The sequence below is a fragment of the Anaerotruncus sp. DFI.9.16 genome (assembly GCF_024461615.1).
GTDB classification, from domain to species: Bacteria; Bacillota; Clostridia; order Oscillospirales; family Ruminococcaceae; genus Anaerotruncus; species Anaerotruncus massiliensis.
Map to the genome: position 1 here is coordinate 92,197 of NZ_JANFZX010000005.1, position 19,789 is coordinate 111,985.

The window sequence follows — 19,789 nt, forward strand, 5'->3', positions numbered from 1 at the left end:
CCGCGCCCTCCTATCCGTTCAGGATGCGCCCGATCGCGTCGGACGCGTAATCGATCTCTTCCTCCGTGTTCCCATACCCGAAGGAGAACCGCACCGTCCCCTGCGGGTAGGTCCCGAGCGTCCGGTGCGCGTTGGGGGCGCAGTGCAAGCCGCAGCGGGTCATGACGCCGTATTCGCTGTCGAGGCGGAAGGCAATCTCCGCGTTGTCCCGCCCGGGGAAATCGAGCGAGACAACCGCCGTGCGCCCCTCCGCCGTCCGGGGACCGGCGACGCGGATGCGTCCGTCCTCCGCCACCGCCGCGAGGAACCGCGCGGTCAGCGCCCGTTCCCGCGCGCGGATGACATCGATCCCCGTCTTCTCCAGGAAACCGAGCGCCGCGTGCAGGCCGTAGATGCCCGGCAGGTTCAAGGTTCCCGCCTCGAACCGGTCTGGCAGCAGCGCGGGCACCGTCTCGAGGTGGGAAAAGCTGCCCGTCCCGCCAGAAATGAGCGGGTCCAGCTCCTTCTCAAAGGCGTCGGTGACGAGGAACCCCCCTGTCCCCTGCGGTCCGAGCAGCCCCTTGTGCCCGGTGAACGCGAGCGCGTCGATGCCCATCGAGCCCATGTCGACGGGCTCCATCCCGGCTGTCTGCGCGCAGTCGACGATAAAGCGCAGACCATGCGCGCGGCAGAACGCGCCGACCTGCGCGACCGGCTGGATGGTGCCCGCGACGTTGGACGCGTGGGTCAGGACGACGGCGCGGGTGCTGGGACGGACGAGCCCGTCGAGCGCGTCCAGACAGAGGGCCCCCTCCCCGTCGCAGGGGATGCGATCGAACGCCACGCCCGTCTGTGAAAGCTGCACGAGCGGGCGCATGACCGCGTTGTGCTCCACCGCGCTCACGAGGACGTGGTCTCCGGGGCGCAGGAAGCCCTTGAGGATCATGTTGAGCGCCTCGGTGACGTTGAGGGTGAAGATGACGTTGCGCGGATCGGGGCCGCCCAGCAGGGCGCAAAGCCGCTCACGCGCGGCAAGCACCGTCCCGGCGGCTTCGTAGGCGGAGGCGTAGCCGCCGCGGCCCACATTGCTGCCGACCCGTTCCATATACGCCACCATCGCGGACACGACCTCGGGCGGCTTGGGAAAGGAGGTCGCCGCGTGGTCGAAATATACTTTTTGCATCTCCTGGGGCCTCCTTTGCAGATTCTGGCTTCTATTGTACGCCACTTTTACCTCCCGCGCCATATATATAGACGATATCTATAAATACCGTCTGTTTATTCAAAATTACGATTTCCATATGCCAAATATTTGTACTATAATAACAAAAGAAACGCATGCGAATCAAATCTGCTTTGAGGTGTTGGCATTGAAGGAAAAACGTAACATCATCCTCGCCGGCGTGGCCATCGGCGTCATCGCCGCCGCGCTCGTCTGGCTCGGGAACCCCAAAAACATGGGCTTCTGCATCGCCTGCTTCATCCGCGACACCGCCGGTGCGGTCGGGATGCACCAGGCGGCGGTCGTCCAGTACATCCGCCCTGAAATCATCGGCCTCGTGCTCGGCGCGCTCATCGTCTCTGCCGTGAAGAAGGAGTTCCTCCCCCGCGGCGGCTCCTCTCCGATGACCCGCTTCGTGCTCGGCGCGTTCGTCATGATCACCGCGCTCGTCTTCCTCGGCTGCCCGCTGCGCATGGTTCTGCGGATCGCCGGCGGCGACCTCAACGCCATCGTCGGGCTCGTCGGCTTCGCGATCGGCATCCTCTGCGGCGTGCAGTTCCTCAAACACGGCTACAGCCTGAAGCGCACCTACACCCTGCCCGCCGTCGACGGCGTCTGGCTGTCGGTCGTCCAGGTCGCCCTCTTCGGCCTGCTCTGCGCCGCGCCCGCGTTCATCCTCTTCAGCGAAAAGGGTCCCGGCTCGATGCACGCCCCCATCTGGATCTCCCTCATCGCCGGGCTGGTCGTCGGCGCGCTCGCGCAGCGCACCCGGCTGTGCATGGTCGGCGGCATCCGCGACGTCCTGCTCTTTCAGGACTGGACGCTGCTCTCCGGCTTTGTGGCCATTCTTGTCGCCGCGCTCGCCGGGAACCTGGTTCTCAACGCCGTGTTCGGCGGCTACTTCAGCCTCGGCTTCATGGGCCAGCCGGTCGCCCACATCGACGGCGTCTGGAACTTCCTCTCGATGGCCGCGGTCGGGCTCGGCTCGGTCATGCTGGGCGGCTGCCCGCTCCGTCAGCTCATCCTCGCGGGCGAGGGCAACTCCGATTCCGCCGTCACCGTCGCCGGCTATTTCGTCGGCGCGGCGTTCGCGCACAATTTCGGCCTCGCCTCCGCCGCCACCGCCGTGGCCGAGGACGGGACCATCACCGGCGGCCCCACCGCCGCGGGGAAACTCTTTACCGTCATCGCACTCATCGTCCTGTTCGTCGTCGCCTTCCTCAATACGAAAGCCACGGCCGCGGCAGGCGTAAAAGAGCCCCAGCGGGTATAGAAGGAGGAATCATCATGGCACAGACCATCGACGCGCGCGGGCTCTCCTGCCCGCAGCCGGTCGTCCTGACAAAAAACGCGCTTGACAAGGCCCCCTCCTCCTGCGAGGTGCTGGTGGACAATCCCACCGCGCGGGAGAACGTCACCCGTTACGCCGAACGCGCGGGCTACCGCGTCTCCGTCTCGGCAGATGGAGAGGACTACCGCCTGACCCTCGCGAAATAGCAGCCCCACATTGACCGCCGGGAGGGAACCGCCTTTGCAGTATATCGCAACCTTTTTCACCCACTATGACGCGGTCCGGTTCGCGGGCGACCTGCGCGGGCAGGGGATCGCGGTGCAGCTTTCCCCCGTGCCTCGGAGCCTGAGCTCCTCCTGCGGGACCTGCGCCCGCTTCGCCTATGAAGGCGATCCGCGGGAGCTGGACCGCGCGGGGCTCGAGCAGCTCGTGCGGACGGACTCCAGCCGCTACCTTCCGGCCATCGACAACCGATAACCCGTCACCCAATCCGCATATCCTACCACACAAAAGGGCCGCCCCACGGGGCGGCCCTTTTGTCCTCTCCGGAACCCGCCGCTTCGGGAAGCGCTCCGCCTGAATCACAAACGTTCTTTTCCGCTTTCTTTCAAGAAAGCGGAAAAAAAACGCCGCCCTTTCGGGCGGCGTTTCTTTTCCACGTCTCTCTCGAAAACGCGGGCCGCCCGCGGGGGCAAGAATCCCGCGGGCGGCAAGAAGGAGGGTATCAACAGATGGAGCGAAGTCAGCGAATGATGGTGCCGGTCTTTCCGGCGATGCCGTCCTTGGCCTTTTCCAGCAGGGTGATCAGCGCGTAGCGCTCCGGCTTGGACTCGGCGAACTGGAGGGCGGCCTGCACCTTCGGGAGCATCGAGCCGGGGGCGAAGTGGCCCTCGGAGATGAGCTGCCGGGCGCGTTCGGGGGTGAGCTCGTCAAGCCACTCCTGGTTGGGCTTGCCGAAGTTGATGGCGACCTTTTCGACCGCCGTGAGGATGATCAGGCAATCCGCGTCGACCGACTCGGCCAGGCGCGCGCTGCAGAAGTCCTTGTCGATGACGGCGGGCACGCCCTTGAGGTGGTTGCCTTCCGTCTCCATGACGGGGATGCCGCCGCCGCCCGCCGCGACGACCACCTGCCCCGCGTCGACAAGGGTGCGGATCGTCTCGATCTCGACGATGTGCTGCGGGCGGGGGGAGGCCACGACGCGGCGCCAGCCGCGCCCCGCGTCCTCCATGACGGTGTAGCCCTTTTCCGCGGCCAGCTTTTTGGCGGCCTCTTCGGTCATAAAGCTGCCGATCGGCTTGGTCGGCTTCTTGAAGGCGGGGTCCTCCGGATCGACGACGACCTGGGTGATGAGCGTCGAAACGGGCTTGTGGATGCCGCGGTCGAGCAGCTCCTCCCGCAGGGCGTTTTGCAGGTCGTAGCCGATGTAGCCCTGGCTCATCGCGCCGCACACCGACAGCGGGATCGGGTACTGCTTGGGATCGACAGCGTTGAGGGAGGCCATCGCCTTCTGGATCATCCCGACCTGCGGGCCGTTGCCGTGGGAGATGACGACCTCGTGTCCCTCTTCGATCAAATCGACGATCGCCTTGGAGGTCTGTTTGACCGCGATCATCTGTTCGGGCAGGTTGTTGCCGAGCGCGTTACCGCCCAGAGCGATGACGATTCTCTTTCCCATACCAAATTACCACCTTTTCATAATATCGGCTCAAACCGGCGGCGCCGGCAGATTGTGACGTCGGTCCCGGGAAGCGCGCTCCCCGGGACGCCGCAAAGGCGGAATCCGTACCGCTGCGGGCGGGGCTACGCGCCGTTTACTTGGTCCAGCGGGGGGTGCCGCGCTCCTCGAGCGCCTTGAGGACCGCCTGCGGGTCCTTGACCTTCGAGAGGAAGATCATCGCCGCGATGACGTAGGGCTTGAAGGAGGCCTCCTTATAGAGCGGGGTGCGGTAGCGGTCGAACACCGAGGCCTCGACCTCGCCGTCCTCGCAGGAGACGCCGTTGATGTCGGCGGGCAGGCAGTGCAGGTAGAGCGCCTTGCCGTCCTTCGTGGTCTTCATGAGCTCCTCGGTGCAGCACCAGTCCTTGTGGTTGGCGTTCTGCGCGAGCAGCTCCTTTTCGAGCTTCTTGATACCCTCCGAGTCGCCCTCGCCGTAGAGGTTGGTGCGCTTTTCCATGGCGGCGAAGGGAGCCCAGCTCTTCGGGTAGACGATGTCCGCGTCCTGGAAGGCGTCGGCCATCGAGTTGGTCTTGCGGTAGGTGCCGCCCGACGCGGCGGCGTTCTTCTTGGCGACCTCCTCGACCTCGGGCATGACCTCGTAGCCCTCGGGATGAGCCAGCACGACGTCCATGCCGAAGCGGGTCATCAGGCCGATGACGCCCTGCGGCACCGAGAGGGGCTTGCCGTAGGAGGGGCTGTAGGCCCAGGTCATCGCGACCTTTTTGCCCTTGAGGTTCTCCACGCCGCCGAAGTGGTGGATGATGTGGAGCATATCCGCCATGCACTGGGTCGGGTGGTCGATGTCGCACTGGAGGTTGACCAGGGTCGGGATCTGCTCGAGCACGCCGTCCTGATAGCCCTCGCGGACCGATTTGGAGACCTCGTGCATGTAGGCGTTGCCCTTGCCGATGTACATGTCGTCGCGGATGCCGATGACGTCCGCCATGAAGGAGATCATGTTCGCCGTCTCGCGGACGGTCTCGCCGTGCGCGATCTGGGATTTGCCCTCGTCGAGGTCCTGCACCTCGAGGCCCAGCAGGTTGCAGGCGGAGGCGAAGGAGAAGCGGGTGCGGGTGGAGTTGTCACGGAAGAGGGAGATGCCCAGTCCGCTCTCGAAAATCTTCGTGGAGATGTTCTGCTCGCGCATGTAGCGCAACGCATCGGCGATGGTGAAGACCGCCTCGAGCTCGTCGTCCGTCTTCTCCCAGGTGAGGAAGAAGTCGTTCATGTACATCTCTTTGAAGTTGAGTTTGTTGAGTTTATCGATATAGGCCTGTAATTTCTGATCCATAGCTGTAACTCCTTCACAAATGTTTACTGATTTTGAATGGTTTTCAGAAATCGGCCAATCCTATATGCAATTTTAACGAATATCTTCCCTTACAGCATACATGAATTGGCGATTGATTGCAAGTTCTCCGGCTGTATTTGTTTGATTTCGCCGCAAATTTGTGCATTTTCACTCCGAAGCGGCAGGTGCAAAACCCAAAATTACTTGTGAATTATTCACAATAGCAGGTGGGCAGCGCCGCATAAACCGCCGCGCAGCGGACGAGATCGTCCTTCCAGGTCATCTCGTTGGGGGCGTGCGCCTGCGCCTCGGCGCCCGGGCCGAACCCGATGCAGGGGATACCGTTGCGGCCCATGATCGACACGCCGTTGGTCGAGAAGGTCCACTTGTCGGTCAGCGGGCGGGCCTTGCGCATCTCCTCGTTGGCGGGCACGCCCACGCGGCTGTCGCCGTAGAGACCCTTGTAAGCCGTCTCCATCGCCCTGGTGACCTTATGGTCCTCGGGGATGACCCAAGTCGGGAAGTAGCACTCGATCGGGTAGACGCAGCCAGTGTAGCTCGGCCGGTCGTACTGGTACATCGAAACCTTCACGTCGCCGCCGTACTTTTTGACGGCCGGCAGGTTCCGGATTTCCTCCAGGCAGCTCTCCCACGTCTCGCCCGCGGTCATGCGGCGGTCGAGCGACACGGCGCAGGAATCCGCCACCGCGCAGCGCGACGGCGAGGTGAAAAAGATCTCCGACACCGTCACGGTGCCGCGCCCGAGGAAGCGGGCTTCCTTCCACTCGGGGTTGTACGCCTCGTCGAGCATCTTGACGAGGCCCTTGATCTCCGTGCCAGCGGCCGCGTCGTTCTCGTTGAGGGCGCGCACGTCCTGGAGGATGTCGGCCATCTTGTAGATCGCGTTGTCGCCGCGCTCGGGCGCCGAGCCGTGGCAGGAGACGCCCTTGACGTCGATGCGGATCTCCATGCGGCCCCGCTGCCCGCGGTAGATGCCGCCGTCGGTCGGCTCGGTGGAGACGACGAACGCGGGACGGACGTGGTCCTCCTTGACGATGTACTCCCAGCAGAGGCCGTCGCAGTCCTCCTCCTGCACCGTGCCGGTGACGAGGACCCTGTATTTGTCGTTCAGCAGGCCGAGGTCCTTCATGATCTTCGCGCCGTAGACCGCGGACACGATGCCGCCCATCTGGTCGGAGGTGCCGCGGCCGCCGATCTCGAGATCGTTCTCATAGCCCTCGTAGGGGTCGAAGTTCCAGTTGTCGCGGTTGCCGACGCCCACCGTGTCGATGTGCGCGTCGAACCCGATCAGGGTTTCGCCCGCGCCCATATAGCCGAGCACGTTGCCCATCGGGTCGATGACCACCTCGTCGAACCCGACCTTCTCCATCTCCTCCTTGATGCGCAGGATGTGGCCCTTTTCGCCGCAGCTCTCGCCCGGGATCGCCACCAGATCCCGCAGGAACCTGGTCATGTCCGCGCGGTAGCCCTGCGCCGCCTCTTTAATCTTGCTGAAATCCATCGTCGTTTCCTCCTTATAGAATCATACTGCTGTTCACAAAACTTTTCGCCCGCCTTTTTTAAAAGGCGGCGGGGTGCCCCGGCGGCGCCCCCCCCCGCCGCCCCCCCCGGGGGGGGCGGGGCCCCCCCGGGGGGCCCGCGGCGGCAACGCCGCCGCGGGCAGCGTCACGCTGCCGCGCCGCCTCGCGGCGGGAGTCGCGGCGGTGGAGAACGGCGCGCCCTTTGCCGGCGGAACGGACGCGGAGGGGGACGATTCGCTGCGCCGCCGCCTGCTCGCCGCCTGGGCCCGCCCCGCGAACGGCGTGAACGGCGAAAGCTACCGCGCGGCAGCCGAGGCGTGGCCGGGTATCGGAAGCGCGGCCGTATGCGCGGGAGAACGTCCCGGTTCCCTCACCGTCTATGCGGCGGCGGACGGAGCGCCGGCCGTCCCGGAGGCGGTGCTTGCCGGTCTGTCGGAGGCGCTCGGCGGGATGCGCGCCCCCTGCGACACGGTCACGGTCGAAAGCGCCGAGGCGGTCGCCGCCGACGTCTCCATTGAGATCGAGGTCCCGGCGGAACGCTTTTCCGAGGTTCGGGAGGCCCTGCTCGGCCGCGTCCGGGAGACGCTCGACCGCATGCCGGTCGGCGTGGGGCTGCCCGTGGCGCGCCTCTGCGCGCTCGCGATGGACCGCGAAGAGGTGACCAACTGCCGCGTCCTGCTGCCCGCCGCCGACCTGGCGGCCGGCCCGGCGCAGGTGCTGCGGGCGGGGGAGCTCTCCGTCACGCGGATGGGAGGGTAAGCGATGGGGCTCTTTCCCCGGATGGCCGCGACCGGCCTCTACGACCTGAGGCCCGGCGCATCCGTCTTCCGTGAGCTTTCGGCCTACGAAGCGGCTTTCGCGCTGCTCTCCCCCGCGCTTGAGCGCTGTGAGGCGTCCTTCTTTTCCCCGCGCGCGGACCGCGCGCAACTCGAGCGCCTCTGCGCCCTCTGCGGCTTTCGCGTCCCCGCCGGCATGGAGCTTTCCGCGCTTCGGGAGGCTTCCGCCGCGCTGGCGCGCGGCCCGGGCTGCACGCCCGGGGCGCTCGAATCCCACTTTCGCGCACTCGGCGCGGACCTCTCCCTGCGCGAACAGGACGGGCAGAACCGCGTCCTCGCGGAGGGGTCGGGCGCGGGCGGGCTCATTCCGGACAACGCGGCGCTCCTCCGGCTGCTCGCGGCGCTGCTGCCCGTGGGCGTCGGCGCGGCGGACAACTTCGGCAGCCTCTCGTGGGAACGGCTGGACGCGTCCGGCCTCACCGCCGCGCAGCTCGATGAAAAAGACCTGGCCTGGGCGGAGATCGACGCCGGGCAGCTCCCGGAGGCCCGCTGACCGGGCGAAAAACCAGCCGCCGCGGGCGGCTGCCCCGCGCGGCTTTGCCGTGCGGGAGGCGGGCGGCATGCCCGCCGTTTTTCGCCTCCGCGCCCCCCGGCCGGGGCACGCCAACCTGAAAAAGGAAGTGAAGCAATGGCAAGCACCAACACCACGGAACATCTGCAGCTCAACCAGTGGAGCGGCACCGACCGGCCCAAGATGGCCGATTTCAACGCGGACAACCAAAAGATCGACGGAGCGCTCCACGCCCACACGGCCGACGGTGCCGCACACGTCTCCGCGCAGGAACGCGCGGCGTGGACGGGAGCCGTCCCGGTGCTCGGCAGCTACGAGGGGGACGGACAGCCCATGCAGGAAATTTCCCTCGGGTTCTCCCCCGCCTTCGGAATCGTCTTCGCCGCCGGTAAAAACCCCTTTCAGCCGGTCGACCAGACCACCGTCGCCCTCCGGGCGGCCTTTCTCGCCGGCGGCGGTTCTTCACAGGCCGCGCTGGTCACCGAGACGGGGTTTTCGGTGCTCAGCTCGGCGACGCCCGTCTCCGGACGGGTCGCCGCCCTCAACGAGGCGGGCGTCACCTATCAATATCTGGTCTTTCGCTAAAAAAGAGGGGCGGCGTGGTGCGCCGCCCCGCCCTTTTGCAGGAAAAATTTCTTGCGGGGTATTGCATTTTTTCAAAAAAGATGCTATCATAACTTGTACTGTCTGATGATATCCAGCGGACAAGGAGGTGTGAACCATGCCGAATATCAAATCTGCGAAAAAAAGAGTGCTCGTTGCCCAGAAGAAGGCGCTTGAGAATAAAGCGGTCAAGACCAACCTCAAAACCGTGCTGAAGAAGGCGGATGCTGCGGTTGCCGCCGGTGCCGCCGATTCTGCCGACGCGATCCGCGTCGCGATCAAGAAGGTCGACCAGGCCGCTTCGAAGAACATCCTGCACAAGAACGCCGCCGCGCACAGGAAGTCCGCGCTTATGAAGAAGCTCGCCGCCGCCAAATAAGCGGCTCCATGCAGCCTTTTCTCTGTGACACTGTCACCTCCGGTGGCAGTGTTATTTGTTTTTCCGGGCCGCGCGGGGCCGCCCGTCCCGGTTGACGGTTTTCCCATTTTGCGGTATCATAGTAGCTGGTGAAAATTTCGGCGCCTCGCGCGCATGGAGGGGAATCCCGATGGATCGCAACGACAAACGCTTTCTTTCCCTGTTGTGGCTGGTGGTCCCGGTCGCGCTTGCCGTTCTGGTATGCTGCGTCACGGCTGGGTATTCCATCTACCGCCGAGCCGTGGAACGCGCCTACCACGAAACCAGCTGGGGCGGCGGGAACGATCTGCCCTTTTGAATCCGAATAAAAAGCCCCCGGCTCATGGAGCCGGGGGCTTTTCAATGTTTAAAGCGGCTTGTAGCCCTTGAGGATCTCGTCGTGGGTCAGCCAGCCGAGGCACCGCTCGAACATGACGCCGTAGCGCGTGTCAGTCCCATAGCTGAAGGTCGTCTTGATCGCCAGCTCGACGAACCGGGTCGCGCGCGCCATCGCGATCGGGAAGCTGTCCCCCCTGAGCATCGCGCCGGTGAGCACGCTCGCGAAGATATCTCCCGTGCCGGGATAGGCCGCCGGGACATATTCATACTCCACGTACCAGAAGGCGTTGCGCCCGCGGTCGTAGCCCACGGTCGCGCACTCCCCCGACGCCAGTTCCACGCCGGTGATCACCACGTGGCGCGGACCGAGCTCTCCCAGCCGCGCGAGCATGCTTTTGAGCGGCTGGCGCGCGAGGGGCTCGGGCCGGTAGGGCTCGCCGAGCAGGATGGCCGCCTCGGTCGGGTTGGGGGTGATGACCGCCGCGCTGCGCACGAGGCTGCGCATCCGCTCCATCAGCGCGGGGGTGCAGGTGCGGTAGGGCTTGCCGTGATCCCCCATCACCGGGTCGACGACGGCCAGCGCGTCCGGCCACGCCGCGATGAACGCGGCCACGTCGTCCGCCTGCGAGGGGTTGGAGAGAAAGCCGGAATAGATCCCCTCGAACCCGAGCTCCAGCCGCTGGTAATGTTCGAAGCAGGGGCGGATATAGTCGGTCAGGTCGCGGTATTCCACCTCGCCCAGCCCGCCCGTATGGGTGGAGAGGACCGCCGTCGGCACCGGGCAGACCTGGATCCCCATCGCGGAAAGTGTGGGGGCCACGACGGCAAGCGAGCTCCGGCCGAAGCCGGCCAGCCCGTGGATGGCCGCGACGCGCGGCGGACGGTCCGTCATAACATTCACCTCACAAAATTGGAATTCATTTCCTCGGATAGCCGTTTCCAGAAAGTTTGCGTAATCGCTCCGCCGCGCGCAGGGCATACTGTCAGTATGGGACGCATCGGGTGCGTTCCGCGGAACCAACTAAATTTACGGAGGTGCAACCCTATGAACAAAACGGCGGCGACAGCGGTGACCGGCGTGGCGGTGGCAATGGCGGCGGGTACCGCGGCCTATATGATGAACCACAAAAAGAACCCCGGCAAAAAGCTCAAGCAGAACGCGACCAAGGCGATCAAGACCCTCGGCACCGTGCTGGACAGCGTGGAGTATATGATGCGGTAAAAGCCCATCGGCGGAAATTGCCGTTCGTCAGAACGGCAATTTTTCATGCAACAACGCCCTCAGCCGATCTGGATCTTCCCGACCGGCAAAATTTCCTTGCGGTTGGCGGTGGGGCGCATGGCCAGCGCGAGGAAGAAGGTCACCGGCCCGAGGCGCCCGATATACATCTCGAAGATGAGCAGGATGCGCGACAGGGTGCTGGCGACCGCCGAGATGCCCGCCGAAAGCCCGACCGTCGCGAATGCGGAGACGCTCTCGAAAAGCGCGTCCACGCCGGTGACCGCGTGGGTGCCGCTCATCGTGGCGACGATGCAGGCGGCGGTGATCGTGACCGCGAGAATCCCCAGGATCATGACGGCCAGCGATTTATAGACCGCGCTCTTCTCCACCTTGCGGCGGAAGATGACGGTGTCCTCGTCGCCGCGCACGACGCTGTAGACGGTCATGAAGATGACCGCGAAGGTCGTGCACTTGATGCCGCCGCCCGTCGAGCCGGGCGCCGCGCCCACAAACATGAGCAGCGAGGAGAGGATCTTGGTGATGTCGTGCATCGGCTCGAGCGGGAAGACGTTGAAGCCCGCCGTGCGGCAGCTCACCGAGTGGAACCACGCCGCGCCGAGCCGCTCCCCCGTTCCGGAAAGTCCTCCCAAGGTGAAGGGGTTGTTCCACTCGCAGACGGCGGTAAACGCCATCCCCACCAGGATGAGGGAAACGGTGGAGACGATGACGATGCGGGTGTGAAGCAGCAGCTTTTTGGTGCGCCGGTACTGGAGCAGGTCGTGGATGACGATGAAGCCGATTCCGCCCACAATGATGAGCAGCCCCACCGTGCCGACGACGATCGGGTTGCCCACGTAGCCGGTCAGCGATACATACGGTTCCGCCCGCCCGAAGATGTCGAACCCGGCGTTGCAGAAGGCGGAGACGGAGGTAAACACCGAGATGAAGATGCCCTCCGCCCCGAACTCGGGCACGAACACGGTCGCCAGCAGGAGCGCGCCCGCCGTCTCGACGGTCAGCGCGGTGATCATGACCACCTTCATGAGCTGGTTGATGTCCGGACCGGTGGACGCGACCGATTCCTGCGCGAGGTGCATCCCGCGCAGGCCGAGCTTGCGGCCGATCGCGATGTTGAAGAAGGTGGTCAGCGTCACGAGTCCCAGGCCGCCGATCTGGATGAGCGCGAGGATGACGCACTGCCCGAAGGCGGACCAGTAGGCGTAGGTGTCGTGCACGACCAGCCCGGTCACGCAGGTCGAGGAGGTCGCCGTGAACAGGCAGTCGAGAAAGGGGGTAAAGGCGCCCGCACGGCTGGACACGGGGAGCATCAGCAGCAGCGTCCCCACGAGGATGACCGCGGCAAAGCTCAGCGTGATCGTGCGCGTGGGGAAGGAGAAGAGCCAGCTCCTCCGGATAGGTTGTCGATCCAAATCAGTTCGCCTGCGCTTTCGTAATCATTCGGAAAAGCCGCCGCGTCCGTTTAGTGCTCCCGGTCCTTTGCCAAAAACCGCTTGGCCTCGTTGATGAGGTTTTTGTCGTTGCGAAAGGTGACCATCCCGTCCGCGTCGTCCAGCAGGCACCACTGGTACTCGCTGATTTCCTCCTCCTGCCGCTTGACGGTGTCGTCCCCGCCCGGATAGCCGAGAAAGTAGACCACCTGCTTTTTGACGTGCGGCTTGGGGAAATACTCGACGCTCTGCCGGAAGCCGTCCCGCAGGTTGACGTCCAGCCCCGTCTCCTCCTTGATCTCCCGCAGCGCGGTCTGGTACTCGTTTTCCCCCGATTCCACATGCCCCTTGGGGAAGGACCAGTGCCCGCCGTTGCGGTGCTTAATGAGCAGGAGCTCCACCTTATCCTGTTTTTTGCGGTAGACAAGCGCCCCGCAGGATTTTTCGCGAATCATCCGTTTTTCCATTCCTCTCTTTTGCGGCGCCGAATCCGCGCCTGAGTCGCGCCGGCCGCCCGCGTGCCCGCGGGACTGCCGCGCCCGGTGCACAGCACCAGCATATACAGTTATTAATATATCACTTTTTATGGGTCTTTAAAAGTGGGTTTTGGATTTTTCTGCGAAAACGCCGAATCCGGCCCCCCGCGTTCGGTTGACAAAAATATCCCTCCGCATTATAATATTATGGTGTTATGCGCCCGTAGCTCAGTCGGATAGAGCGACCGCCTCCTAAGGTTGCGTTACAACGGCCACCTCAAAAAAAACTAAATAAGGGATTGCAGTTCGACTTTGATCGGGCTATAATCATATATCAGACACGTCCATATAGCTCAGCTGGATAGAGCACACGCCTCCTAAGCGTGGGGTCGGAGGTTCAAATCCTCTTATGGACGCCAGTGAACAACGCCGAAAGCCTTTGTTTTCAAGGGTTTTCGGCTTTTCTTATATAAAAAGCTACGAAAAAGCTCTTTCACTGTATGAGATAAAATTCTACTCCAAAATTTGATTTTTGACAACCCCTCCAGAATCGAACGGTTGTTATAAGACAAAATCGCCAGCTAATTTTTAGCAGAAAACGGGCTGTTCTTGCTAATGAAAATGCCCTTCCTGCTAATCAGCCCCAAAATCGTGCCAAAAATCCAGCTAATCAAAAAAGGCGGATGTTTTGAATACCATGCAGTTATAGCAGATAAAATTAAATATCGTTATGTACATAGAGCGTCTATTTGCCCCGCATTGGGGATGGATAGGCGCTCTTTTTTTATGCCCAAACCCATGGGCAAATACAAGAGATTGGAGGTGTTTTATTTGAGCAAGCCTGTTTATACCGCAGACAAGCCGAGCGACTGTCATTACTGCTACTTCTGGACGAATGGCAGAAAGGGCTGCCGTCTGGGTAGAAATAATTGCTACTACTTAATCTCTTTGCCGCCGAAACCCAAGTCGGAATGTGATGGCTGTCCCTATGGGCGAGATCACCCGTGCATTGGTTGGTGTACGAAGAAGGTTATGCGTGAAGTGGGGCTTCGTTGATATGGATGTGTATGAACAGGAATACCGCTTCTACTATTTTGCCCGATGTCCTTACGAAAAGACGGATACGACTTTCCGCAGCATTCCGCTGACAACAGAAAGTTTTCCGCAGAAAGAAGGTGGTGAAGCCGTGTGAGTTTTGATTATTTTTACGGTCAGCAATCCGATCTATTCACATTCTATCGAGTTCCGAAGGTGTTGTTCACGAACGAGAGGTTCTGGAATATTTCTGCCGATGCCAAGATGCTGTATGGCATTTTGCTTGACCGCATGAGCCTGTCTGCCAAGAATGGTTGGATAGATAAAAACGGTAGAGTGTATATCATTTTTACAATCGACGAAGCGAAGATGGCTCTGAACTGTGCTGAACAAAAGGCTATCAAGCTGCTCAGTGAACTTGAGAAGAAAGCAGGATTGATTGAACGTAAGCGCCAGGGTTTGGGAAAGCCCAACCTGATCTATGTGAAGAACTTTATCTCTGCTGTGGATTCACAACTCTTGAATTGTGAAAATCACAATTCTGGAACAATGGAAATCACAACTCAAGAACTTCCGAAATCACAATGTAATAATACTGATATTAAAAATACTGAATTTAGTGATACTGATTCTATCTTTCCTTCCGGAAATGGTGGAATGATGGACGAGAATGACCGGTATCAAGAATACTTTGATTATTTCTCGGATCAGCTTAGTATGGATTTGTTGAAGAAGGATTACCCTTACGATTCCGAAATGCTGGATAACATTCTGGAGTTGATCGTTGAAACAGTTTGCACGAAGCGACCGTTGATTCGCATTGGTGCAGAGGAGCGTCCGGCAGAAATTGTCCGCAGTCGGTTTATGAAACTGAATGCCGAACACATTCGATATGTTATGGACTGCTTCAAGGAGAACACCACAAAGATTAGAAATATCCGTCAGTATATGCTGACTACGATATACAATGCGCCGACGACAATAGACACCTACTACGATGCTCTTGTTCGGCACGATATGTCACACGGATATTTGGAAGGAGGATTTAAGAAATTGAAAATGAAGCGAGAGGAAGGAGAGTGACGATAAATGTCGAAAAAAGCAACCATCATTGCGGTGGTCAATCAGAAAGGAGGCACTGGAAAGACCACCACCACCGAGAATCTGGGCGTTGGCTTGGCTCTTGAAGGAAAAAAGGTGCTTCTGGTAGACACCGATCCCCAGGCTTCCCTGACGGTCAGTTTGGGCAATCCCTGCCCGGATGATCTGTCTCCGACACTTTCCGATCTGATGGGAAAGATTATGATGGAAAACCCTATTACTCCCGATGAAGGGATTCTTCATCATCCGGAGGGCGTTGATTTGGTGCCGTCCAACATCGAACTCTCAGGTATGGAGGTAGCACTGGTCAATGCCATGAGCCGGGAAACCATTCTCCGGCAATACCTGGATACAGTCAAACAGAATTATGATTACATTCTTCTTGACTGTATGCCGTCTTTGGGTATGCTGACCGTCAATGCGTTGGCAGCTGCCGACAATGTGCTGATACCGGTTCAGGCAGCATACCTTCCTGCAAAGGGTCTGGAACAGCTGCTTGGAACCATCAACAAGGTCAAGAGGCAAATCAACCCGAAACTGAGGATTGAAGGGATTCTTCTGACGATGGTGGACAGCCGCACCAACTACTCCAAAGACATCAGCAATCTGATTCGGGAGAGCTACGGCGGAAAGCTGAAGGTTTACAAGACCGACATTCCCCGCTCTGTCCGTGCAGAGGAAATCAGCGCAGAGGGAACCAGTATCTTCAAGCATGATCCCAAAGGCAAAGTTGCCGAAGCCTATAAAATTCTGACGAAGGAGGTGTTAAACAATGCAGAAAAAAGGCGCAAACATCAGCTTGAAGGGGTACGATGATATTTTCTCCACCGATCAATCCAGAGCTGAAGCCCAGCAGGAGCGTGTGCAGGAAATTCCGCTTTCTGAGCTACACCCCTTTGAGGGACACCCCTTCCGTGTGGTTGATGATGAAGAAATGATGAAAACGGCAGAGAGCGTCCGAGATTTCGGAGTTCTCACTCCTGCGATTGTCCGTCCTGACCCCGACGGTGGTTATGAAATCGTTTCTGGTCACAGGCGGCACCGGGCATCGGAGCTTGCGGGTAAGGAAACCATGCCTGCGATTGTTCGTGACCTGGACGATGATGCAGCCATTATTTTGATGGTTGATGCGAATTTGCAGAGGGAGAGTATCCTGCCGAGTGAAAGAGCATTTGCTTATAAGATGAAGCTGGATGCGATTAAACATCAAGGTCAACGCACCGATTTAACTTCATCCCAAGTTGGGATGAAGTTGCAGGCAATGGATATAGTCGGTCAGGAGGCAGGAGAAAGCAGAAATCAGGTACACCGTTATATCCGTCTGACCGAACTGATTCCGGAACTGCTGGATATGGTAGATACGGGTCAGATCAAATTCAATCCTGCGGTGGAGCTTTCCTATCTGGCAAGTGAAGAACAGAAGGATTTTCTTTCTGCAATGGATTATGCTCAAGCAGCTCCTTCCCTTTCGCAAGCACAGCGAATTAAAAAGCTCGCACAGGAGGGCGAGTGTACGCTGGATGCGATGTGCGAGATTATGAATGAAATCAAGAAGGGAGAGCTGGACAGAGTAACCTTCAAAACGGATTCGTTGCGAAAATACTTCCCGAAGTCCTATACCAACAAGCAGATGGAGGATAAAATCATTCAGCTTTTGGAGCAATGGCAGAAAAAAAGAGAAAAATCAATGGAAAGGTAAGGTAAAAAATGTTTACACCCAAAAACATTCAGGGCGCTTTGGAAGAACTCTACGACCTTTGCGATCCTGATTATATGGTAGATATGCTCGTAAACTACAGTGAGGAGTTCGATGATATTTCTCCTGCGCTTCTGGCAAAGTCGTTTCAGAAAAATGCCGAGATGATTAGCGAGTATCGAGTATTGTCCTCTGCTGGTGAGGGTATCGACTATCAGGGAAAGGTACTTCTGAACAGCAGAGCCGTGCGGCTTCTGTCCTATGTAGAAGATATGAGCGGCGATGAAAAAGTTCGCACGATTCAGAGCAAGGAGCTGTGGTTAGCAGAAGATATGACATTCTATGTGGTGTCCTGTATGTCTACGATCACGATGGACAAGGAAGAAGCCATTTGTCTTAACGAACACCGCAGCGTGGTTACTACGGTGGAATGCGAGGACGATATTTTCTTCGACATGGGTTCCCTGATTTGCGAACTGGACGATATTTGCTTGTTCGAGCTTTTAGCCGATGTGGATGCGACTATTTATGAACTGTAACAGGTTCATGGATGGTCGCTTTTCTTATTTCCAAAGAAACGGAGGTATCGAAACTTGAAAGAATACGATGTGAAGATCACCGAAACCTTGGAGAAAACGGTTACGGTGCAAGCAGAATCTCACGATGCGGCAGAGGAACAGGTTAGAGCCGCTTATTACAATTCGGAGTACATTCTGGACTCCGAAAACTTTACCGGTGTTGCGTTCGGCACGACCGAGGAACGGGAGGTTCAGAAAGAACAGGCAGATACCATGAATGTGTTGCTGGTAAAGCCGTTCATGTATCCGCAGGCTGTGCAGATCGGCTGTGAGCTGGAGGATTTGCAGAAAGCCGTAGGTGGCGATATTGAGGCAACTTATCCGTTCAATGAGCCGGTTGCACTGGTGATGCACGACGAAGGTAAACTCGTAGGCAAAGAACTGAACCGTGCGCTGCGTGATGATGACGGCGATATTTATGACATTATCGCCGGTGATTTTCTGGTTGTGGGATTGGGCGAGGATGATTTTTGTTCTCTGTCCCCGGAACTGATGAAGCAGTTTGAGGAACACTTTCATCAGCCTGAGACTTTTGTACGCATGGGGCGCAGCATTATGGCGCTTCCCCTGCCGGATGACATGGTGAAGAAAGAAGATGCACCTGTCAAAGCTGATTCGGTTCCCCACAAAAGTAACCCTGACCGAGATGTTCTGTAAGGAGGTTCTTATGCAAAGAAATTCGACGATTGGAGAGCTGATGGAGCGAAAGCGGATTCAGGATGGTGCCAAGGAGTACCAGGGACATACCTATATGGACTTGGCACGATTTGATGACGCCACCAAGCACATGATTATTTTCGATGTGCTGACCGATGAATCGCCTGTCGGTTGGAAAGGCGAAAGAAATCGCCTGTATTTGAGCGATGTGGGTTATCAGAAGGCTCTGGATAACCAGAAAGCTGGCAATATCAAGATTATCAGCCATGCCGCAGTTGCCAAGGGCAATCTGTATTACGACCACAGAGATATGGCACGATAATCTGTTCACTCTACTGCTTGCAGGAGGTGATGAATCATGCAGGAAGAAGTTGAAAACAGAACAGTAAACCTGGCGATCAGCACAACCAAGCTGACGGGGCGCACTATCATTGCCGGTATCCGCAAGTATTTGCAGCACCGGGAAAAAGTGAAGATGAAAAAGGCACGAGACCCTGCCGTTCATGGAAAGCAATCCGTGAAACAGCTTTTGGGACAGAATCAGGGTGCTACGAATGTTGAGATCGACAAAGAGAGTATCCGTGATTTTGAAAAGCTCGCCAAGAAGTATGGCGTGGACTTTGCCGTAAGAAAAGATAAGTCCGTTGATCCTCCCCGGTTTCTTGTTTTTGTCCGTTCTAAAGATGCAGATGCTTTGGATGCAATCTGCAAGGAACATCAGGCAAGGGCATTAACCAAGAATGAAAAGCCGAGCGTTCTGGCGCAGCTGAAGAAGTTCAAGGAAATTGTCGCAGCGATTCCGAAGAAGGTTCGAGAGAAGAAACAGGAGCGTGATCTGTGATGGATAAGAGAAAAATGAAAAAGCTCCTGATTCTGAATTTACCGTATTTTCTGGTAGGGTTGTTCGCTACGAATTTAGGAGAAGCATGGAGATTGGCTGAGGGGGCAGATTCATCTGCGAAAATCCTCAGCTTTTTTCATGCCCTTCCGATAGCCCTGAACAATCCGTTTCCCAGCTTTCACCCGTTGGATTTGCTGATTGGTATTCTCTGCGGCGCAGGACTTCGGCTGGCTGTCTATCTAAAAGGCAAAAACGCAAAGAAGTACCGACACAATGTTGAGTACGGTTCTGCTCGTTGGGGAACGGCAAAAGATATTGAGCCGTTTATTGCACCAAAGTTCGAGGACAATGTGATCCTGACGAAAACGGAGCGGCTGATGATGAGCAATCGCCCGAAGAATCCTGCCAATGCCCGAAATAAGAATGTTCTGATTATCGGCGGTTCGGGTTCCGGTAAAACTCGCTTTTGGTTGAAGCCAAACCTTCTCCAGATGCACAGTTCCTATGTGGTCACTGACCCGAAAGGCAGCATCGTGATTGAGTGCGGCAACGCCCTTTTGAAGCATGGCTACACCATCAAGATTTTCAACACCATCAACTTTCAGAAGTCGATGCACTATAACCCATTTGCCTATATCCATTCAGAAAAAGACATTCTGAAACTGGTGACAACGCTGATTGCCAACACAAAGGGTGATGGAAAAGCCGGTGATGAGTTCTGGACGAAGGCGGAAACGCTGCTCTACTGTGCCTTGATCGGATATATCCACTATGAAGCTCCGGTTGAGGAACAGAATTTCTCCACCCTGATTGAGTTCCTGAACGCAATGGAGGTGCGGGAAGATGATGAGGAGTTCCAGAACCCGGTGGATCTGATGTTTGAAGCCCTGGAAAAGAAAAAGCCGAATCACTTTGCAGTCCGTCAGTATAAAAAATACAAGCTGGCTGCCGGTGTTGTATGCTCTAAAAGACTTCTTAATCAAGCGGTTGGGAAGTCTCTTAGAA

Annotated in this window: 25 protein-coding genes and 1 tRNA gene; 19 read left to right on the plus strand and 7 right to left on the minus strand. The window is 58.5% G+C overall.

The window, feature by feature from the left end; all coding sequences use genetic code 11:
* Nucleotides 1-10 precede the first annotated feature (10 nt).
* Nucleotides 11-1,162, minus strand: coding sequence for an aminotransferase class V-fold PLP-dependent enzyme (locus NE609_RS04225; protein ID WP_256151848.1), 1,152 nt, complete (start codon nucleotides 1,160-1,162; stop codon nucleotides 11-13).
* 118 nt (nucleotides 1,163-1,280) lie between these two features.
* On the opposite strand from NE609_RS04225, the gene yedE reads away from it, so the two are divergent.
* The 3 genes from yedE to NE609_RS04240 are packed head-to-tail and all read left to right on the plus strand — an operon-like array spanning nucleotide 1,281 to nucleotide 2,969.
* Nucleotides 1,281-2,474 (plus strand): YedE family putative selenium transporter, encoded by a 1,194-nt coding sequence (yedE, locus tag NE609_RS04230; protein ID WP_121586375.1) that lies wholly within the window; start codon nucleotides 1,281-1,283, stop codon nucleotides 2,472-2,474.
* Between the two features lie 14 nt (nucleotides 2,475-2,488).
* The gene (locus NE609_RS04235; protein WP_121586376.1) at nucleotides 2,489-2,698 is read left to right on the plus strand and encodes a sulfurtransferase TusA family protein; all 210 of its coding nucleotides are present in this window, start codon (nucleotides 2,489-2,491) and stop codon (nucleotides 2,696-2,698) included.
* A 34-nt stretch (nucleotides 2,699-2,732) separates the two neighbouring features.
* The gene (locus NE609_RS04240) at nucleotides 2,733-2,969 is read left to right on the plus strand and encodes a DUF3343 domain-containing protein (RefSeq protein WP_256151849.1); all 237 of its coding nucleotides are present in this window, start codon (nucleotides 2,733-2,735) and stop codon (nucleotides 2,967-2,969) included.
* 265 nt (nucleotides 2,970-3,234) lie between these two features.
* Here NE609_RS04240 and arcC read toward each other — a convergent pair whose 3' ends face one another.
* The 3 genes from arcC to NE609_RS04255 all read right to left on the minus strand — a co-directional run bounded on the left by arcC (nucleotide 3,235) and on the right by NE609_RS04255 (nucleotide 7,025).
* On the minus strand, nucleotides 3,235-4,170 hold the full coding sequence (gene arcC, locus NE609_RS04245) for a carbamate kinase (protein WP_121586377.1): 936 nt from the start codon (nucleotides 4,168-4,170) through the stop codon (nucleotides 3,235-3,237).
* Between the two features lie 136 nt (nucleotides 4,171-4,306).
* The gene (ygeW, locus tag NE609_RS04250) at nucleotides 4,307-5,503 is read right to left on the minus strand and encodes a knotted carbamoyltransferase YgeW (protein WP_101551812.1); all 1,197 of its coding nucleotides are present in this window, start codon (nucleotides 5,501-5,503) and stop codon (nucleotides 4,307-4,309) included.
* 211 nt (nucleotides 5,504-5,714) lie between these two features.
* Complete coding sequence (locus NE609_RS04255) at nucleotides 5,715-7,025, minus strand: YgeY family selenium metabolism-linked hydrolase (protein ID WP_101551814.1); 1,311 nt, start codon at nucleotides 7,023-7,025, stop codon at nucleotides 5,715-5,717.
* A 73-nt stretch (nucleotides 7,026-7,098) separates the two neighbouring features.
* Between NE609_RS04255 and NE609_RS04260 the strand changes: the two genes are divergently transcribed.
* The 5 genes from NE609_RS04260 (at nucleotide 7,099) to NE609_RS04280 (ending at nucleotide 9,710) form a co-directional block, all read left to right on the plus strand.
* Entirely contained in the window at nucleotides 7,099-7,803 is a 705-nt protein-coding gene (locus tag NE609_RS04260) for a baseplate J/gp47 family protein (RefSeq protein ID WP_256151850.1), read from the plus strand.
* A 3-nt stretch (nucleotides 7,804-7,806) separates the two neighbouring features.
* The gene (locus NE609_RS04265) at nucleotides 7,807-8,373 is read left to right on the plus strand and encodes a hypothetical protein (RefSeq protein WP_256151851.1); all 567 of its coding nucleotides are present in this window, start codon (nucleotides 7,807-7,809) and stop codon (nucleotides 8,371-8,373) included.
* Between the two features lie 135 nt (nucleotides 8,374-8,508).
* On the plus strand, nucleotides 8,509-8,976 hold the full coding sequence (locus NE609_RS04270; RefSeq protein WP_256151852.1) for a hypothetical protein: 468 nt from the start codon (nucleotides 8,509-8,511) through the stop codon (nucleotides 8,974-8,976).
* Nucleotides 8,977-9,112: 136 nt separating this feature from the next.
* Nucleotides 9,113-9,373, plus strand: a complete 261-nt coding sequence (rpsT, locus tag NE609_RS04275; RefSeq protein ID WP_101548436.1) for a 30S ribosomal protein S20 — start codon at nucleotides 9,113-9,115, stop codon at nucleotides 9,371-9,373.
* A gap of 169 nt (nucleotides 9,374-9,542) precedes the next feature.
* Complete coding sequence (locus tag NE609_RS04280) at nucleotides 9,543-9,710, plus strand: hypothetical protein (protein WP_158595660.1); 168 nt, start codon at nucleotides 9,543-9,545, stop codon at nucleotides 9,708-9,710.
* A 48-nt stretch (nucleotides 9,711-9,758) separates the two neighbouring features.
* Here NE609_RS04280 and NE609_RS04285 read toward each other — a convergent pair whose 3' ends face one another.
* Entirely contained in the window at nucleotides 9,759-10,622 is an 864-nt protein-coding gene (locus tag NE609_RS04285) for a pyridoxamine kinase (RefSeq protein WP_256151853.1), read from the minus strand.
* A gap of 153 nt (nucleotides 10,623-10,775) precedes the next feature.
* Here NE609_RS04285 and NE609_RS04290 point away from each other — a divergent pair, with 153 nt between their 5' ends.
* Nucleotides 10,776-10,952 carry a hypothetical protein gene (locus NE609_RS04290; protein ID WP_158595661.1) on the plus strand — a complete coding sequence of 59 codons (177 nt, stop codon included), beginning with the start codon at nucleotides 10,776-10,778 and terminating at the stop codon, nucleotides 10,950-10,952.
* A 59-nt stretch (nucleotides 10,953-11,011) separates the two neighbouring features.
* On the opposite strand, the gene NE609_RS04295 is transcribed toward NE609_RS04290, so the two are convergent.
* Together NE609_RS04295 and NE609_RS04300 are read right to left on the minus strand one after the other, a co-directional pair.
* Nucleotides 11,012-12,382: a TrkH family potassium uptake protein gene (locus NE609_RS04295; RefSeq protein ID WP_243107458.1), complete on the minus strand. Its 1,371-nt coding sequence runs from the start codon at nucleotides 12,380-12,382 to the stop codon at nucleotides 11,012-11,014.
* A 50-nt stretch (nucleotides 12,383-12,432) separates the two neighbouring features.
* The gene (locus NE609_RS04300) at nucleotides 12,433-12,855 is read right to left on the minus strand and encodes a bis(5'-nucleosyl)-tetraphosphatase (RefSeq protein WP_121587185.1); all 423 of its coding nucleotides are present in this window, start codon (nucleotides 12,853-12,855) and stop codon (nucleotides 12,433-12,435) included.
* A gap of 363 nt (nucleotides 12,856-13,218) precedes the next feature.
* Here NE609_RS04300 and NE609_RS04305 point away from each other — a divergent pair.
* The 10 genes from NE609_RS04305 to NE609_RS04350 form a co-directional block, all read left to right on the plus strand.
* Nucleotides 13,219-13,295, plus strand: a tRNA-Arg gene (locus tag NE609_RS04305).
* Between the two features lie 569 nt (nucleotides 13,296-13,864).
* Nucleotides 13,865-14,068: a hypothetical protein gene (locus NE609_RS04310; protein ID WP_223385014.1), complete on the plus strand. Its 204-nt coding sequence runs from the start codon at nucleotides 13,865-13,867 to the stop codon at nucleotides 14,066-14,068.
* A complete protein-coding gene (locus NE609_RS04315) occupies nucleotides 14,065-14,994 on the plus strand; it encodes a DUF6017 domain-containing protein (RefSeq protein ID WP_002304312.1) in 930 nt (309 codons plus the stop codon). The genes NE609_RS04310 and NE609_RS04315 overlap by 4 nt, the downstream gene beginning before the upstream one ends.
* Nucleotides 14,995-15,000: 6 nt before the next feature.
* Nucleotides 15,001-15,828, plus strand: a complete 828-nt coding sequence (locus tag NE609_RS04320; protein ID WP_002304313.1) for a ParA family protein — start codon at nucleotides 15,001-15,003, stop codon at nucleotides 15,826-15,828.
* Entirely contained in the window at nucleotides 15,785-16,711 is a 927-nt protein-coding gene (locus tag NE609_RS04325; RefSeq protein ID WP_002304314.1) for a ParB/RepB/Spo0J family partition protein, read from the plus strand. Before NE609_RS04320 ends, NE609_RS04325 begins: the two co-directional genes overlap by 44 nt.
* 8 nt (nucleotides 16,712-16,719) lie before the next feature.
* A complete protein-coding gene (locus tag NE609_RS04330; protein WP_002304315.1) occupies nucleotides 16,720-17,247 on the plus strand; it encodes a hypothetical protein in 528 nt (175 codons plus the stop codon).
* 54 nt (nucleotides 17,248-17,301) lie between these two features.
* Nucleotides 17,302-17,943: a DUF3846 domain-containing protein gene (locus NE609_RS04335; protein WP_002588969.1), complete on the plus strand. Its 642-nt coding sequence runs from the start codon at nucleotides 17,302-17,304 to the stop codon at nucleotides 17,941-17,943.
* A 10-nt stretch (nucleotides 17,944-17,953) separates the two neighbouring features.
* Nucleotides 17,954-18,265 carry a DUF5720 family protein gene (locus NE609_RS04340; RefSeq protein ID WP_002304317.1) on the plus strand — a complete coding sequence of 104 codons (312 nt, stop codon included), beginning with the start codon at nucleotides 17,954-17,956 and terminating at the stop codon, nucleotides 18,263-18,265.
* Between the two features lie 36 nt (nucleotides 18,266-18,301).
* Nucleotides 18,302-18,784 carry a PcfB family protein gene (locus tag NE609_RS04345; RefSeq protein ID WP_002304320.1) on the plus strand — a complete coding sequence of 161 codons (483 nt, stop codon included), beginning with the start codon at nucleotides 18,302-18,304 and terminating at the stop codon, nucleotides 18,782-18,784.
* The coding region (locus NE609_RS04350; RefSeq protein ID WP_238043906.1) for a type IV secretory system conjugative DNA transfer family protein at nucleotides 18,784-19,789 on the plus strand (1,006 nt) is incomplete at its 3' end. The genes NE609_RS04345 and NE609_RS04350, both read left to right, overlap by 1 nt.

Excerpts from the sequence above, each read along its gene's own strand:
- NE609_RS04225 (WP_256151848.1), bottom strand. The coding sequence starts at position 1,162 with ATGCAAAAAGTATATTTCGACCACGCGGCGACCTCCTTTCCCAAGCCG.
- yedE (WP_121586375.1), top strand. The coding sequence starts at position 1,281 with ATGCCAAATATTTGTACTATAATAACAAAAGAAACGCATGCGAATCAA.
- NE609_RS04235 (WP_121586376.1), top strand. The coding sequence starts at position 2,489 with ATGGCACAGACCATCGACGCGCGCGGGCTCTCCTGCCCGCAGCCGGTC.
- arcC (WP_121586377.1), bottom strand. The coding sequence starts at position 4,170 with ATGGGAAAGAGAATCGTCATCGCTCTGGGCGGTAACGCGCTCGGCAAC.
- ygeW (WP_101551812.1), bottom strand. The coding sequence starts at position 5,503 with ATGGATCAGAAATTACAGGCCTATATCGATAAACTCAACAAACTCAAC.
- NE609_RS04255 (WP_101551814.1), bottom strand. The coding sequence starts at position 7,025 with ATGGATTTCAGCAAGATTAAAGAGGCGGCGCAGGGCTACCGCGCGGAC.
- NE609_RS04265 (WP_256151851.1), top strand. The coding sequence starts at position 7,807 with ATGGGGCTCTTTCCCCGGATGGCCGCGACCGGCCTCTACGACCTGAGG.
- NE609_RS04270 (WP_256151852.1), top strand. The coding sequence starts at position 8,509 with ATGGCAAGCACCAACACCACGGAACATCTGCAGCTCAACCAGTGGAGC.
- rpsT (WP_101548436.1), top strand. The coding sequence starts at position 9,113 with ATGCCGAATATCAAATCTGCGAAAAAAAGAGTGCTCGTTGCCCAGAAG.
- NE609_RS04280 (WP_158595660.1), top strand. The coding sequence starts at position 9,543 with ATGGATCGCAACGACAAACGCTTTCTTTCCCTGTTGTGGCTGGTGGTC.
- NE609_RS04285 (WP_256151853.1), bottom strand. The coding sequence starts at position 10,622 with ATGACGGACCGTCCGCCGCGCGTCGCGGCCATCCACGGGCTGGCCGGC.
- NE609_RS04290 (WP_158595661.1), top strand. The coding sequence starts at position 10,776 with ATGAACAAAACGGCGGCGACAGCGGTGACCGGCGTGGCGGTGGCAATG.
- NE609_RS04300 (WP_121587185.1), bottom strand. The coding sequence starts at position 12,855 with ATGATTCGCGAAAAATCCTGCGGGGCGCTTGTCTACCGCAAAAAACAG.
- NE609_RS04310 (WP_223385014.1), top strand. The coding sequence starts at position 13,865 with ATGGGCGAGATCACCCGTGCATTGGTTGGTGTACGAAGAAGGTTATGC.
- NE609_RS04320 (WP_002304313.1), top strand. The coding sequence starts at position 15,001 with ATGTCGAAAAAAGCAACCATCATTGCGGTGGTCAATCAGAAAGGAGGC.
- NE609_RS04325 (WP_002304314.1), top strand. The coding sequence starts at position 15,785 with ATGCAGAAAAAAGGCGCAAACATCAGCTTGAAGGGGTACGATGATATT.
- NE609_RS04330 (WP_002304315.1), top strand. The coding sequence starts at position 16,720 with ATGTTTACACCCAAAAACATTCAGGGCGCTTTGGAAGAACTCTACGAC.
- NE609_RS04340 (WP_002304317.1), top strand. The coding sequence starts at position 17,954 with ATGCAAAGAAATTCGACGATTGGAGAGCTGATGGAGCGAAAGCGGATT.
- NE609_RS04345 (WP_002304320.1), top strand. The coding sequence starts at position 18,302 with ATGCAGGAAGAAGTTGAAAACAGAACAGTAAACCTGGCGATCAGCACA.